The organism is Pseudomonas baetica (assembly GCF_002813455.1).
Lineage (GTDB): Bacteria > Pseudomonadota > Gammaproteobacteria > Pseudomonadales > Pseudomonadaceae > Aquipseudomonas > Aquipseudomonas baetica.
In genome coordinates this window covers 2,170,274-2,185,328 of sequence record NZ_PHHE01000001.1, presented here as the reverse complement: position 1 = coordinate 2,185,328, position 15,055 = coordinate 2,170,274, and the positions used below count along the sequence as shown (strand labels likewise).

The 15,055-nt window shown below is 59.2% G+C and carries 12 protein-coding genes; 5 read left to right on the top strand and 7 right to left on the bottom strand.

Going from position 1 to position 15,055, the window contains the following annotated elements:
- Window positions 1-8: 8 nt before the first annotated feature.
- The 7 genes from algG to yaaA all read right to left on the bottom strand — a co-directional run bounded on the left by algG (window position 9) and on the right by yaaA (window position 10,397).
- On the bottom strand, window positions 9-1,580 hold the full coding sequence (gene algG / locus ATI02_RS09995; RefSeq protein WP_100848452.1) for a mannuronan 5-epimerase AlgG: 1,572 nt from the start codon (window positions 1,578-1,580) through the stop codon (window positions 9-11).
- Window positions 1,581-1,606: 26 nt separating this feature from the next.
- Window positions 1,607-3,094, bottom strand: coding sequence for an alginate export family protein (locus tag ATI02_RS09990; protein ID WP_100846172.1), 1,488 nt, complete (start codon window positions 3,092-3,094; stop codon window positions 1,607-1,609).
- Window positions 3,091-4,614 carry an alginate biosynthesis TPR repeat lipoprotein AlgK gene (gene algK / locus ATI02_RS09985; RefSeq protein ID WP_192886525.1) on the bottom strand — a complete coding sequence of 508 codons (1,524 nt, stop codon included), beginning with the start codon at window positions 4,612-4,614 and terminating at the stop codon, window positions 3,091-3,093. The genes ATI02_RS09990 and algK overlap by 4 nt, the downstream gene beginning before the upstream one ends.
- A 9-nt stretch (window positions 4,615-4,623) precedes the next feature.
- Window positions 4,624-5,793, bottom strand: a complete 1,170-nt coding sequence (locus tag ATI02_RS09980; RefSeq protein WP_100846170.1) for an alginate biosynthesis protein Alg44 — start codon at window positions 5,791-5,793, stop codon at window positions 4,624-4,626.
- Between the two features lie 36 nt (window positions 5,794-5,829).
- Window positions 5,830-7,311 carry a mannuronan synthase gene (alg8, locus tag ATI02_RS09975; RefSeq protein WP_420875217.1) on the bottom strand — a complete coding sequence of 494 codons (1,482 nt, stop codon included), beginning with the start codon at window positions 7,309-7,311 and terminating at the stop codon, window positions 5,830-5,832.
- A gap of 178 nt (window positions 7,312-7,489) precedes the next feature.
- A complete protein-coding gene (locus tag ATI02_RS09970) occupies window positions 7,490-8,806 on the bottom strand; it encodes a nucleotide sugar dehydrogenase (RefSeq protein WP_095188806.1) in 1,317 nt (438 codons plus the stop codon).
- An 811-nt stretch (window positions 8,807-9,617) separates the two neighbouring features.
- Window positions 9,618-10,397, bottom strand: a complete 780-nt coding sequence (yaaA, locus tag ATI02_RS09965; protein WP_095188807.1) for a peroxide stress protein YaaA — start codon at window positions 10,395-10,397, stop codon at window positions 9,618-9,620.
- A gap of 266 nt (window positions 10,398-10,663) precedes the next feature.
- Here yaaA and ATI02_RS09955 point away from each other — a divergent pair, with 266 nt between their 5' ends.
- From ATI02_RS09955 to moaE, 5 genes are all read left to right on the top strand, one after another.
- Entirely contained in the window at window positions 10,664-11,788 is a 1,125-nt protein-coding gene (locus tag ATI02_RS09955; RefSeq protein WP_100846167.1) for a polysaccharide deacetylase family protein, read from the top strand.
- A gap of 337 nt (window positions 11,789-12,125) precedes the next feature.
- Window positions 12,126-13,520 carry a PhoH family protein gene (locus ATI02_RS09950; protein WP_100846166.1) on the top strand — a complete coding sequence of 465 codons (1,395 nt, stop codon included), beginning with the start codon at window positions 12,126-12,128 and terminating at the stop codon, window positions 13,518-13,520.
- A 238-nt stretch (window positions 13,521-13,758) separates the two neighbouring features.
- Window positions 13,759-14,232 carry a cyclic pyranopterin monophosphate synthase MoaC gene (moaC, locus tag ATI02_RS09940; RefSeq protein ID WP_064118405.1) on the top strand — a complete coding sequence of 158 codons (474 nt, stop codon included), beginning with the start codon at window positions 13,759-13,761 and terminating at the stop codon, window positions 14,230-14,232.
- Window positions 14,229-14,471 carry a MoaD/ThiS family protein gene (locus tag ATI02_RS09935; RefSeq protein WP_100846165.1) on the top strand — a complete coding sequence of 81 codons (243 nt, stop codon included), beginning with the start codon at window positions 14,229-14,231 and terminating at the stop codon, window positions 14,469-14,471. The genes moaC and ATI02_RS09935 overlap by 4 nt, the downstream gene beginning before the upstream one ends.
- 3 nt (window positions 14,472-14,474) lie before the next feature.
- The gene (gene moaE / locus ATI02_RS09930; RefSeq protein WP_016771590.1) at window positions 14,475-14,927 is read left to right on the top strand and encodes a molybdopterin synthase catalytic subunit MoaE; all 453 of its coding nucleotides are present in this window, start codon (window positions 14,475-14,477) and stop codon (window positions 14,925-14,927) included.
- The last annotated feature ends 128 nt before the right edge of the window (window positions 14,928-15,055 follow it).

The following is a 15,055-nucleotide window of genomic DNA, read 5'->3' as shown; positions in this document are numbered from 1 at the left end:
AATTATCCTCAGTCCTGCATTTCGGTCTGGCGTTCGACAGGGTCGATCAGCACGGCTTTCTGCTGGCGCACCAGCAAGTCGAGAATTTCATCCTGGCGCTCACCGAGGATGCCGTTGAAGCTGATGCCGCTGGATTTGGTCGGCGCCAGCATCGATACGCGGTACAGCTCGACGCTCAAGGGCGAATCGATCGACAGCGGGCCGCTGCCGTTGGCCGCCAGTTCACCGCCGACCACGATCAGCGACACTTGCGCATCGAACGGGTCGAGCTTGATGTCGCGGTCGGTGTCGGTCAGGTCTTTGATGTGGCCGTAGACGCCGGTCAGGCCGTTGGCCATGGCAATGTTTTCGTAGAGGCGGATGTTCACGCTGTTACGAATTCGGATGCCGTGGCGTTTGTTGCTGATGACCTTGTTGCCCCACAGCAGATTGTCGGCGGACTCGTAGAGGGTGATGCCGTCGGTGTGGTTCTTGTAGATCTCGTTGTAGGCAATGATGTTGTTGACGCTGTTCCGGTCGATCACCAGGCCCGAGAGTTTGTTGTCGTAGCTTTTGTTGTTGAAGATGAAGCTGTCGTTCACTTCGCGGGAAATGATGATCCCGTGCTTCTTCTTCGTGCCGTAAACGGTGTTCTCGGCAATGATCAGACCGTGTGAACGGTCGTGCGGGTCGATGCCGTAGACGATGTTGTCTTTGTAGGTGTTGCCCTTGACCACGAAGTCGCGGGTCTCGTAGCAGTAGAAGCCGTACCACATGTCCGAGAACTCGGAGCCGACGATCCAGCCGGTCGGCTCGGAACGCTTGAGCACCTTGGCCATGTTCGGCGTGTACTGGGAAATACTCACCCCGTACGACTTACTGTTGGCGTAACCGAAACTGGCCATCTTGCTGTTGACGATGTAGGTCTCGGTGCCGCCCCAGGCGAGCAGGAACGGACGGAATTCCTTCGGCGAACGGAAGGTCGCCGGGCCGTTTTCCTTCTCGCGCCAGCCAGTGATCTTGGTGTCACGCACGAACAGCTGACCGTCGTTGACCAAGAACGAGCCGGCTTCTTGCGACAGGCGCAGTTCCTGAGTCTGGCCGTCGATTTCGAGGATGCCTTTACGGCCGACCACGATCGGCAACTTCGACAGGTACACGCCCGGCGAGGTCTCGCTGAAGTACTGCTTGGGCAGTTTCTGCGCCAGTTCCTTGAGGTTGATATAGCCGTCGTCGACGAAGATTGCCTGCGGAATGCCGTGCTGACGCACCACCCATTCAGCCATCTTGTTGTCGCCGCCGATGAAGTCCTTCAGGGCGTCTTCCTGCATCATCCGGCGCACGCTGATCTTGCCCGCTTTGCTGCGCACGATTTTCGCGGCGGCGGCTTCGGCGGTGTAGCCGGAGATGTCCGGCAGTTTTGGCGCGGCCAGGTTCAGCGCCTCGGTGGGTGCGCTGCTGACGGTGTAGGTCTTGGCTTGCTGCAACTCTTTGGCGGTGGTCACAGGCTTGGCCGGTTCGACCGTGGCGAAGGCGCCAGCCGAGGCCAGCAGCATTGCGCCGGCCAACAGGCTGAGCGAGCCTTTCCTTGCATGGTGCATGTCGGGCACTCCCTTGGCGGTTTGCATCAGAAGCGCCAGATCACGTCGATGAACGCGCGGTGCATGTACGAATCAACCTGGCTGCCATAGGCGTCGCCCGGCTTGAACACACCGCCACGGAAACGCACCAGCGCCGAAGGCTCATCGATCGACTGGCTCAACGCCGCCGGCAACAGGCCTTGCTTGAAGTACTTGGTGACGACCAGATCCATCTCCTGACCCAGATCCTTGTTGCCGTCCTGCAATGGCAAAGAAGTGCTGGAAAGGATCGCGCCCGTGACGTCGTCGGTGTTGTTCTCAACGGCGTTGATGCCGTTGCTGCCCACTGGTTTGCTGCCGTCGACACGCCAGAACTTGTGGTAGATCAGGCTGGCGTCGTACTCGTCGTTGAGCATCCACGAACCGAACAGGGTGGCGGTTTGCATGTTGTTCATTTCGCCGCGGAAGGCTTCGCCGAAACGGTGAACCCGCGAACGGGTGCCGGTGTAGTTCGAGCGGTTGCTCTCCAGACCGGTCTGTTCGTAATCGGCGCTGGCGCGGGCATACGCGGCGCCGACCTGCCATTGCGGATCGAGGCGCAGACGCACACCAATGTCGGTGGCCCAGCCATTCACATCATCGCTGCGCTTGGCTTGCGCCGGGCGCGAGCCATCGGCGTTCAGCGCGTTGACCGTGTCGCGGTCGCCGCTCATGCCGGTGATGCTGCCCCAGTAGTTGACGGTGTTGGTGTTGCGCCAGTTGTAGGCGTCGCTGTCAGCGGTGAGGCCGAGCCAGCTGATGTCGCCGTTCTCTTTCTTGTCCAGCGAATCAGCGGCCACGCCCGGCTCAGGATAATCCAGTTTGCCGTCGTCGTGGGTGTGGTGACCGCGAATGCCGACCCAGTTGCCGGGTGTCCACTGGTAAGCGGCATCGGCGTAGGCGTGCAGGCGATCCTTGTCTTTGGGTGCCAGCTCTTTGAGGTCGGTGCGGTATTCGCTGAAGCGTTCGGCAACACCGGCGTTGGCGCGCAACAGGGTGGTGTCGAAGGTCCAGTTCAGCGCTTCGATGTTGGTGTCGCGCCACTGGCCGTCGTCATTGCGCAGGCGCTGGCGACCGAACTTGAGCATCTCGCCCGGGTACGGGGTGAGGCCGCTGTAGCCGACCCAGAACTCACGCATCGCCAAGTAGTTTTTCTTGGTCTTGCGATCACCGTAGTCGGTGGTCTGGGTGCCGTCGCTGTCGGACTGCTGCAGGGTGTCGGTCTCGATGATGTCGGTCGAGGTCACCGCTTGGCCCATGGCGTAGGCGCTCCACGCGCCGCTTTCGCCGTAGACCCACGGACGCAGGTCGAGGCCGACACCGTTGACGTCGCCGCCACTGGCGGTGCCGAGGTCGCGGTCGTCTTCGGACTGGCCGGTGACTTTCACTTCCAGGCCGAAGTTTTTGCTTTCAGTCATCGCGGCCAGTGTCGGGCAAGACCAGATCAGGGCGAAGGTGAGGCCAATACCGGCCTTCACGAATGGATTGAGCTTCATAGTTTTTCCTCGCCGTCTTCTTCTTGCAGGGCGTGCAGTTGCAGCGTGTTCTGATTCAGGGCGCCACGGCTGGCCTGTTCCTGTTGCAGCAGGCGCTGGGCTTCGGCCAGACGCTCGGGCGGCAACTGCGCGGCGAGGGTGGTCGCCAGTTCATCGGCTTGCGGGGTGTTTTGCGCCTTGGCCAGTTGGCTGAACACATAAGCATTGAGTGCGTCGGGCTTGGTGCCCTTGCCTTGGGAAAACAGCTGGGCGATGGCGAAGTCGGCGCTGTTCTGGCCGTTGCGCGCAGCGGTCAGCAGGTGGTCGAGGGCCTTCTGCGGGTAAACCTTGCCCAGGTAACCACGGCGATAGATCTGGCCGAGGTAATAGTCGGCGGCGACTTCACGGCCAACGGCTTTCTGGAAATGTTCTTCGGCGACTTTCGCATCAGCCGGAACCACTTTGCCTTCGTAGTAGAGCTTGCCCAGCAACAGCTCGGCACGCGGCTGGTCGGCGGCGCGGCCGTTGTCCAGGTACTTCATCATTTGGTCGACGTCGCCCAGTTCGGGGAAGTCGTAAAGCAATTGCGCGAGGGTGACCCACGACGCCGGGTAGCCTGGAGCGATCGGCTCGAGCAACGACTGCGCGGTTTTTTCGTCGGTCTTGCCCAAGGTCGAATCGGCCAGCACACGGGCAACCGAATCGACGCGTTGAGCGGTGACGGTGCCACGGCTGTAACCGGTCTGCATCTGCTTGATCAGCTCGGCCTGTTGCTCCGGCTGGGCACGTTTCTGATAGACCGTGGCCAGTTCGACGTAGCAGATGTCGGTGGTGTTGAGCGCGGCTTTGCAGATCTTTTCCACGTCATCCAGGTGCTGGTCGTAAGTGCCTTGGGTGCGATACAGAAGCACTTGCGCCAGACCTGCTTCCGGGTAGCCGGATTTGCGCCACTGATCGATCTGCTGCTGCGCGTTGATGTTCGGGAAGCTGTGCGGGTATTGCAGGTACAGCATCGCCAGCGGGATCAACGTGTTGCCTTCGCCATGGGCGGCGGCTTTTTTCAGCAGGCTTTCGGCTTCCTGATGCTCGGCTTCGGTCGAACCCGGTTTGGCCACCAGCAAGCGACCCAGACGTGCCTGAGCACGCGGTGAAACACTGGCCGCTGCGCGATAGGTCGCTTCAGCCTGTTTCATCTGCGCGGGGTCGCGGCTGTCGACCTGGATATCGGCGAGGCCGACTTGCGCTTCGCTGTAACCCAGGTCGGCCAGTTGCTGATAATTCTGCGCAGCGGTGGCGGTATCGCCACGCTTGAGCGCTTCGTTGGCCAGACGCTGGTCGGGCAGGCCAGCGCAACCGGCGAGACTGACTGCCAATGCCAGCGAGCACACCACTAGTCCCATGTGGGAGCGACGGTGCGGCGATCCGACCTGCTCGCGAAGCAGTCGACTCGGTACATCAGACAGACCGTGCTGACCCTTTCGCGAGCAGGCTCGCTCCCACAGGGTCGGCGGTGTGTTGAAGATATGAGTAGTCACAGGCATGTCCTCGACTTAAAGACCGGCAGCCATGGCTTTGTCGATCAGCCAGTTCAGGTTCGGGCCACGGTCGCTGTTCACTTCCACCGGGCGGCCGGCGAGGCTGCTGTCGAGCGGCTCGTCAGGCTGGATCTGTACGCGGATATCGGAGGACAGGTCGGCGCTTTTCAGGCTGGTGCTGCTGACGATCTTGCCGGTGCGGATCTTGTCTTCGCCGGCGATCTGGAAGCTCACCGGGGTGCCCGGACGCACGTCGCCAAACTGGCGATAGGAGAAGCGCGCTTCCACATTGGCCTGGGTGTTGCGCGGTACCAGTTGGAAGATCACGTCACCCTTGCTGGCGTATTGACCGTCGGCCACCAGTTGCTGGGCCACGGTGCAATCGCACGGCGAGGTCAGGGTGCCGGTCATTTGCTTGCCGAACAGTTCTTCAACCTTGGCCGGGGACAGTTGGTCTTCTTCCAGATGCCCTTTGAGCACGTCGAGCATGCTGGTGCTGAAGGTCGCCAGCGGTGCGCCTTTGGCGGCGACGCCGTCGGACTTGACCAGACTCTGCACGGTGCCGTCACGCGGCATGGTGATGTTCATGCCCGGTACGCTGACCAGGCCAGCCTGCGCATGGCTGACGAAGTACATGCCGTACACCGATTTGAAAATGAAACCCGCTGCAACCAGGCCGACCGCAAAAATACCGGCACTGAAGGTCACTGCTTTCAAACGCCCGAACGGGGTCATGCCGCTGCCGCCGTCCTTGACCTTGCGCGCCTTGGTGAAGTTGTCACGCTGCAGAGTTGCCAGCACCTCACCCATGCTGACGATGTCGCCGGCCAGGTGCGAAGTGATCAAGTGGCGCAGGGTGGAAATATCCTGCGGCTCGAGGTTCTGGAACTGGCAGCCGGTACGGCCGGTCTGGCGGTCGAAGGAGCGCACTTGCAGTTCAACGTCCATGGCCAGGCCGAGGTTGTCGATGACGAATTGCAGGCGGGCCTTGTACACCTCGCCGATGGTCAGCGGCATTTGCCCGGCGTTGAACGCCAGACCACCGGCGGACAGGTCGAGGACCCGCGCTTCCATCGGCGTCCGGTCGGGACCGAAGAAGCGCAGTTTGGCCGGGATTTTCACGCGGGCGTGTTGGCGCTGGGCTTCGGATTCATGCACTACGTTGGCGTTGACGGCGGTATTCATAGGGGCGATTTCCTTGTTAATTCAATAAGGGGGCGGTCAGACCATCATCAGCAGCACGGCGACGAAAATGCTGCCGGCGGAGAAGGTCATGGTCCGAGACGACCAGGTGTTGAACCAACGTTGAAAGCTGGCGAGATCACGGGTCAGGGAAGTGGGCTGGCGAGTCCAGGATTGTTGGTCGAGGCGGAAGAACACGTAGATCTTCACCAGCGCACCGACGATCTGGTTGTAATACAGAATCGCTGGGTAAGCCGGGCCGATGCGGTGACCTGAGCAGGACAACAGCAAGGTCAGGATCAGGCGGGTGATGCCGATCCACAGCAGGTACACCAGGATGAACGCGGTGCCGTACTTGAAGCTGGCGATGAGCGCCACGGTCAGGCCGAGCAGCGACGTCCACATCGACACGCGCTGGTCGAACAGCACCACCGAGGTGAAGGCGCCGAGGCGTTTCACACCCAGGCCCAAGGCGCGGGAGTTCTGTCGCAGGTTGTTGCCGTACCAGCGGAACATCAGTTTGCGACTGGCCTTGATGAAGCTCTTTTCCGGCGGGTGTTCAACGGTGTTGATCGCCGCGTCAGGCACGTAAAAGGTGTCGTAACCCAGACGCATCAGGCTGAACCAGCTCGACTTGTCGTCGCCGGTCAAAAACTTGAAACGGCCCAGACGCCAGTGTTGCAGCGAGTCGCTTTCAACGTCGGCGATGAACTCCGGGTTGGTGACCACGGTGGCACGGAACACCGACATGCGCCCGGTCATGGTCAGCACACGCTTGGACAGGGCCATCGAGCACATGTTGATGTGACGCTGGGCGAAACGCAGCTTGTGCCATTCGCTCATGATGTAGCCGCCGCGTACTTCGCAGAACTCGTTGGTGGTCAGGCCGCCGACGTTGCCGAACAACTGGAACCACGGCACGGTTTTGCGCACGGTGCCTTCGCCGAGCACGGTGTCGCCATCGATCACGGCGACCACGGCGCGGTCATCCGGCAGGTGACGGGAGATCGCGCGGAAACCGTAGGCCAGGCCATCACGTTTGCCGGTGCCGGGAATGCGCACGAAGTCGAGCTTCACGCGTTCCGGCGGATTCATCCGTGCCCACAGTGCCTTGACCAGCAGCTCATCGGACATTTCGACGATCGAGCAGACCACGGTGGTCGGCAGTTCGCAGTCGATGGCTTCGCGGATCACCGAGCTGTAGACCTGCGCCGTGGTCAGCGCGTCGATACGGAAACTGGTGACCATCAGAAACACATGCGACGGATCCGCCGCCTTACCCAGCTTGCGCACTTTACGGCGCAGATGCGGGTAGACGATGTAGAGAAAAATCATGCCTCGCACAAAGTGCGTTGCACCCATCGAGTAGCGCCAGATACCCACGGCGCCAATCAGGAAAATGAAGTCCTTCGACTCGGAGTCGAATGTGGACGTGGGCAGCATCAAGGCCAGGCCCATCAACAAACTTAGGTAAAACAGCCAACCGGCGGCCTGAAGTAGGCCGTGCTTTAGCCTGTGCATAATCTGCATCCGTCTCTATCTCGGGCCGGGCCCGATGGGGTTAAGGCAGGCTTACAAAAACTTGCAAGGACATGTAGGAGCTGCCGAAGGCTGCGATCTTTTGATCTTTCGCTTGGGATTTTGGTGTTCCCGAAAAGATCGCAGCCTCGTTTCACTCGACAGCTCCTACAGGGCTGCTTTACCAGCAGATGCCTTCGGTACGGGTGCCAGCGTCGGTGGCTTTGGCCATGAAGCCGACCAGGTCGATGACCTGTTTGCCGTGCGGTGCTTGCTGAGCCAGCGCGCGGAATTTCTCGTCGCGGTTGCCGAGGATGATCACGTCGCAGTTGTCGATCACCGAATCGAAGTCCGCGTTGAGCAGGGACGATACGTGCGGGATTTTCGACTCGATGTAGTCCTTGTTCGCGCCGTGAACACGGGCGTACTCGACGTTGCTGTCGTAGATGCTCAGGTCGTAACCCTTGCCGATCAGCATTTCGGCCAGCTCTACCAGCGGGCTCTCGCGCAGGTCGTCGGTGCCGGCCTTGAAACTCAGACCAAGCAGGGCGACTTTGCGTTTGTCGTGGCTTTCAACGATGTCGAAAGCGTTCTGCACTTGCGATTCGTTGCTGCGCATCAGCGAGTTGAGCAGCGGCGCTTCGACGTCCAGAGAACCTGCACGGTAGGTCAGCGCGCGCACGTCTTTTGGCAGGCACGAGCCGCCGAACGCGAAGCCCGGACGCATGTAGTACTGGGACAGGTTGAGGGTCTTGTCCTGGCAGACCACTTCCATCACTTCACGGCCATCGACGCCGACGGCTTTGGCGATGTTGCCGATCTCGTTGGCGAAGGTCACTTTGGTCGCGTGCCAGACGTTGCAGGTGTACTTGATCATCTCGGCGACAGCGATGTCCTTGCGGATGATCGGCGCATCGAGTTCTTCGTACAGCGATTGCAGAACGTCACCCGAAGCCTTGTCGAACTCGCCGATGACGGTCATCGGTGGCAGGTCGTAGTCGGCGATGGCGGTGGATTCACGCAGGAACTCTGGGTTGACCGCGACGCCGAAATCAACGCCAGCCTTCTTGCCGGAGCAATCTTCGAGGATCGGGATGACCACATTGGCGACGGTGCCCGGCAGCACGGTGCTGCGCACGACGATGGTGTGGCGGGTGGATTTTTCACGCAGGACAAAACCGATCTCACGGCATACCGCTTCGATGTAGTTCAGTTCCAGGTCGCCGTTCTTCTTGCTCGGCGTGCCGACGCAGATCATCGACAGGTCGGTGTCACGAATCGCCTCGGCGAAGTTGGTCGTGCCACGTAGACGACCGGTCTGAATACCCTGTTGCAGAAGTTCGCCCAGACCCGGTTCAACAATGGGGGATTTGCCAGCGTTGATCATGTCGATCTTGTCTTTGGCAACATCGACGCCAACCACGTCATGGCCGCGTGCAGACAGGCAACCGGCACATACTGCGCCAACGTAACCCAAACCAAATATGCTGATGCGCATCGCAATTACCTCTGTATATATCAGGCCGTTAAAGGGCCGGAGTTAATGGTGTTCAGCGTTCACTAGTGCACTCGAAAGTGCGGCATGCAGGCGCCACAATGCCGTGTGCAGGCATACTAAGTTCCGAGTGTCTAAATAAGTGCACTCAAGATGTGCGCAACCAGGCCTTGTTGTTATGACTTGCCCTGTTTTGCAGCCAATCTTCATGTTTGAAGATCTTGGCGCAGTCGTTCTTACGCGCTTGATGTCAGACTTTGGCCTTTTAGATCAAGCGGTTGGGTGCTCAGGCGAGCACGTTTGTGGGGGCGCGGCCATGGCCTTGCAGGGGATATAAATAGTGCCTATCTCCTGTCCATCTAGTTGTTTTCAGACTGGTTAGTCATCTAGGCAAGTTGCTGTGACAACTTGGTTACATGGCTATCTGCCTAACGTAAGTTATCTCGTACAAACTCGGCGAGAATCGTTACCGGTGGTATGAGCTATGCATTTGGACGAAGTTCCTGCCCGCTCATCGCGAAATCTGAAATTTCTTGAAATATTGTCGTAGATGGCACTGGTCTCAATTTGATAGCACTTTCGTTTTCGACCTTTAATAACAGGCGAATAATCACATTAGATAGTTTTGTGCCACTACGGTGAAAAAATTTAGGTGCCACTACTGAAAAAAATGATCAGTGTCGAGTGAAACTAATATTAGAAAAGATGGGGGTATTATTTTGGCGCCATAAAAATGGCGAAAACAGGCGGGGGATTTTTGACATCGTGCGAGCTGCACGACTCCTTATAGAAAGAGTCGTGCAATGGGCATGCTTTATTCGGGGGCGTGGTCGCGCAAAAATACCAGATTGTCCGGTTTCGATTGCTCGGCGCTGTAGCGATAACCCTGCACATCGAATTGCTTGAGCTGGGCTGGATCGTTGATTCTTTCCTGGATCACGAAGCGGCTCATCAGGCCACGGGCTTTCTTCGCGTAGAAGCTGATGATCTTGTACTGACCATTCTTCAGATCCTTGAAGTCGGCATTGATGATCCGCGCGTTCAGGGCAGTGCGTTTGACGGCGGAGAAGTACTCGTTGGACGCCAGGTTGAGCAGCACGTCGTCACCCTGATCGGCCAGGGCTTCGTTCAGCCACTCGCTGATGCGCGTGCCCCAGAAGGCATACAAGTCCTTGCCGCGAGCGTTGGCCAGTTTGGTGCCCATTTCCAGACGATACGGTTGCATCAGGTCCAGTGGACGCAACAGGCCATACAGGCCGGAGAGCATGCGCAGGTGTTTTTGCGCGTAATCGAAATCGGCTTCGCTGAAGGACTGAGCATCGAGTCCGGTGTAGACGTCGCCCTTGAACGCGAGCAGGGCCTGCTTGGCGTTTTCCGGCGTGAACGCCGGGGTCCAGCTGCCAAAACGCGCGGCGTTGAGCCCGCCGATCTTGTCGGAGACGTGCATTAACTCGCTGATTTGCGCTGGCGACAACTCGCGCAATTGCTGGATCAGCTCCTGAGAATGGTCGAGGTACTGCGGCTGGGTGAAGCGCTGGGTCGCCGGCGGCGTGTCGTAATCGAGGGTCTTGGCGGGGGAAATCACCATCAGCATGAAGTCGTCTCCTTTAATCGTGGGGGCGATTCTAGGGGGTTGTCCTTGATGACTCCAGCTATGAGCGTGATAGGTGATCGACGGCCTGCCACAATCCCCTTGTGGGAGCGGGCTTGCTCCCGAAGGGGCCGTATCAGCCTGCCCATCTGTTGGATGACGCACCGCATTCGCGAGCAAGCCCGCTCCCACATCGGGATCGGTGTTGCTGAGGGAACCGAGTGGGATCAGCTATAGTGCCGCCCGGGTTTTGTTACGGAGACACCCCATTGCGCATTGTTCTTTTATTCACCGCGTGGCTGTTGAGCTTCGGTGCCGTCGCGGCGCCGGGCGATGTGGCGACGCTGGATCGCAGCACCTGGCCGGAGCAACTGACCAGCCCGACCCTGTTCGACGTTGCGTCCCGGGCGGAAATTCTCATGTTCGCCCGTGGCCTGCTCGGTACCGAGTCTATGGACGAGGCGGCACTGGCCCAGCGTCTGGGCCTGCGCACGGTCAATATCGATGCGGTTAACAGTCTGCGTCAGCGCCTCTGGCAGCGGCTGTTGGCCAACTACAACTTCGCCCAGCAAAGCTGCGATCAGGACGCCTCGTTCTGCTTCCTCGTTGAAGACTTGCCGACTCTGCGCGAGCAAGCCGCCAAGTTCGTGGTCAGCGATGACAGCTATTACACCAAGTGGGCCGAGCCAAGCCGGATCTTCCATTTGCTCTATCTGGACGAGTTGATGCGCAAGGCTGCGCTGTCGCCTCAGACCAGCAACGAATTCGATCGTTTTGGCGACTACGAGCGCAACGGCGAGGAGATGCATGACCGGCTGTTCCTGCTGAGCTTCGACAGCGCCGCCAATGTGCAACCGGACAACACTGACTGGCTCACCGAGTACCTGCGCAAATCTAACCTGAGCGGTACGTTCTTCGTATTGGGCAAGGATATTCAGGCGCGGCTGGCCGATCGTTCGGTCAGTAGCCTGCAAGCCGGGTTCTCCAAACAGTGCGTCGGCGTGCAGGGCTGGGAGTTCCGTTCCCACAGCCATTGGCAGGACTGGCAGGACTCGGTGCGGCGCAGCGCTGATCTGGTGAGAAACAAACTGCCGGAAAACTATGTGCCGCTGTTCCGTCCGCCAGATGGGCAGCGCCGCAGCGACGCGCAAGGCTTCTTCAACAGCCAGGGTCTGCAAGTGGCGCTGTGGGACATTGATGCCCAGGATGGCGCGGGTAAGCTCAAGGGCCCACAGAGCGCGCAGCGGGTGCTGACCCTGATGCTGTTGTGGCGCCACGGGGTGATCAATTTCAACCTGAAACAGGACGCGGTGAAGACCGCGATGCCGTGGCTGATCACGCAGACCGCGCAAAGCGGGATCGGCTGGGAAGACTGTCAGGATGCGTTTCGCTGAGAAACGAAGAAAGCCCGTAAACATTGGGCTTGGGGCAATTTTTTTGAGGGAATCGATGCAGGTGGACTTCCGACTCTAACGGTGTCGAAGGAGTCCGCCAAGGGCTTTTCGTCACTTTGCAAAATAAACTTAAAAAAACCGTCAAAGTGCTTTTTTATGTCATGGGTTTTGGAGTATTACGAAGACAGACCGCCGAAACCTGCAACACAGGTGGCGTCTTCCAAGACCCATTTTGTGTGCAGTTCACCTGAGCCCTCACAGGTGAATTCGGCAGTCACTTCGAGGCGCAGCACTGTCAAGGTATTGCGTCGAATGGCTCCCACAAAGGTGACCGAGTATGGATGATCACGGACGTAGCCCTTCTTCCAGCCAGCCAATCCTTTATGTACTCGATACCAACGTATTGATTCACGATCCAAACGCCCTGCTTAACTTCGAAGAACACCACGTCGCGATCCCGATGACCGTGCTTGAGGAGCTGGACAAGCTCAAGAGCGGACATCACAGCGTTGCTGCCGAATGCCGTCAGGCGATCCGGCTGATCGACAAGACCCTGGGTGACGCCTCCCCCGAGGACGTCGAACTGGGTGTGCCGATCCAGCGCGGCAAGAGCGGGCCAAAGGGCTTGCTGTCAATTCTGATGAGCAAAAAGGCCGAGTCGAACCTGATTCTGCCCGAGCACCTGAACGACAACAAAATCATCAACCAGTTGATCGACCTGCACACTCGCGACCCACAAAAACCTGTGGTGCTGGTCACCAAAGACATCAACATGCGCCTCAAGGCGCGCGCCTGCGGGATCGCCGCCGAGGACTACAGCACCGACCAACTGGTCGACGACGTGTCCTTGCTGCCCAACGGCTATCACAACATGACCGGCTCTTTCTGGGACCGCGTGAGCAAGGTCGAAACCCGCCAGGATCACGGCCGCACCTGGCATCAGGTGCAACTGATCGACAACCTGCCGGCGGTGCATATCAACGAGTTCATTATCGATGAGCAGGGCTTTGTCGGCTGGATCAAGGAAATCCAGGAAGACAAGCTGCTGATCCTCGACCTGCATCAGGAACCGCTGCTGCACCAGGAAGCGTGGGGCCTCAAGCCGCGCGACATCTATCAGAGCCTGGCGCTGTATGCGTTGCTGGATCCTGACATTCATCTGGTCAACCTGTCCGGCGCGGCCGGTTCCGGTAAAACCATTCTGGCGCTGGCCGCTGCGATCGAGCAGACCATGGTCAGCAAGCGTTATCGCCGCATTATCGCCACCCGCAGCGTGCAGGGTCTGGACCAGGAGATCGGCTTCCTGCCGGGCACCGAAGCGGAAAAAATGGAGCCTTGGCTAGGCGCCATCACCGACAACCTCGAAGCCTTGCACATGGATGACGAAAACACCCATGGCAGCGTTGACTACATCCTCAGCAAAGTGCCGTTGCAGTTCAAATCGCTCAACTACATTCGCGGTCGCAGCTTCCAGCAGAGCCTGATCCTGATCGACGAATGCCAGAACCTTACGCCGCACCAGATGAAAACCATCATCACCCGGGCCGGCGCCGGTTCCAAAGTGGTGTGCCTGGGCAACCTGGCGCAGATCGACACCCCTTACCTGTCCGCGACCAGCTCCGGGCTGACCTACCTGACCGAACGCTTCAAGGATTTCCCCAACGGTGTGCACATCACCCTGCAAGGGGTGCCTCGCTCGATTCTGGCCGAATACGCCGAATCGCATCTGTAATCCTTCCAACAGAACCGGGCGGCCCAACAGCCGCCCGGTTTTTATGCCTGAACACAATAGCCAATGTGGGAGCGAGCCTGCTCGCGAATGCGGTGTGTCAGTCAGCATCGATGTTGCCTGATGCATCGCATTCGCGAGCAGGCTCGCTCCCACAAGGTTCTTCAGTGTTCGGATATTCGTGCGTGCGGAAATTTGACCCACAGGTTTACAATCCACGCTCCTGATCAGGAGTAATCCCGTGCTGACTCATCTCGATTCCCAAGGTCGCGCCAACATGGTCGACGTCACCGAAAAAGCCGTGACGTTCCGTGAGGCGACGGCCCAAGCGCTGGTGCGCATGCTCCCCGAAACCCTGCAGATGATCGTCAGCGGCGGCCATCCGAAAGGCGACGTGTTTGCCGTGGCGCGCATTGCCGGCATTCAGGCGGCGAAGAAAACCAGCGATCTGATTCCCCTGTGCCATCCGCTGATGCTCACCGGCGTCAAAGTCGAACTCAGCGCTGAAGGCGAAGACGCCGTACGCATCGTCGCCCGTTGCAAGCTCTCCGGGCAGACCGGGGTCGAGATGGAAGCCCTGACCGCTGCCAGCGTCGCCGCGCTGACCATCTATGACATGTGCAAAGCCGTGGATCGCGGCATGACCATCGAAAGCGTGCGTTTGCTGGAGAAGGTCGGTGGCAAGAGCGGGCATTTTCAGGCGGAGCAGCCATGAACGTAACCGTGAAGTTTTTCGCCCGTTACCGTGAAGCGCTGGGCGTGGATTCGGTAAAGGTTGAAGGTGATTTCGCCACCGTCGATGACGTGCGCGCACTGCTCGCGCAACGTGACGGCGCCGAGGTGTTGAGCGAGCAGAACTTGATGTGCGCGCGCAACGAAGACTTGTGCCAGCTCGGCGAACCGGTGGTCGATGGCGACGAGGTGGCGTTTTTCCCCACCGTGACCGGAGGCTGAGCCATGGCGATTCGTGTGCAGGCCACGCCATTCGATCCGGGGGCTGAAGTCAACGCGATGCATGCGGCCAATGTTGGCGTGGGTGCGGTGGTGAGTTTTGTCGGCTACGTGCGTGACTTCAACGATGGGCTGGATGTGGCGGGGATGTTCCTTGAACACTATCCAGGCATGACCGAAAAAGCCCTTGGCAAAATTGCCGTGGAAGCCGAACAGCGCTGGCCGTTACTGAAGCTGGAAGTGCTGCACCGCATCGGCGCACTGGAACCGGGCGAGCCGATTGTCTTCGTCGGTGCCGCCAGTGCCCATCGCCAGGCTGCGTTCGATGCCTGCGCCTTTGTCATGGATTACCTGAAAACCCGTGCACCGTTCTGGAAGAAAGAAAACACCAGCGACGGCCCGCGTTGGGTTGAAGGGCGTGACAGTGATCATGCTGCTGCGGATCGCTGGAAAAAGTAGGCCCTGTAGCGCCCTTTAGTCAGCCTTCGCGAGCAAGCCCGCTCCCACATTGGATCTGTGTCGTTCACAAATCCCGTGTGGGAGCGGGCTTGCTCGCGAAGAGGCCATCTGCAACACCAAAAACCTAT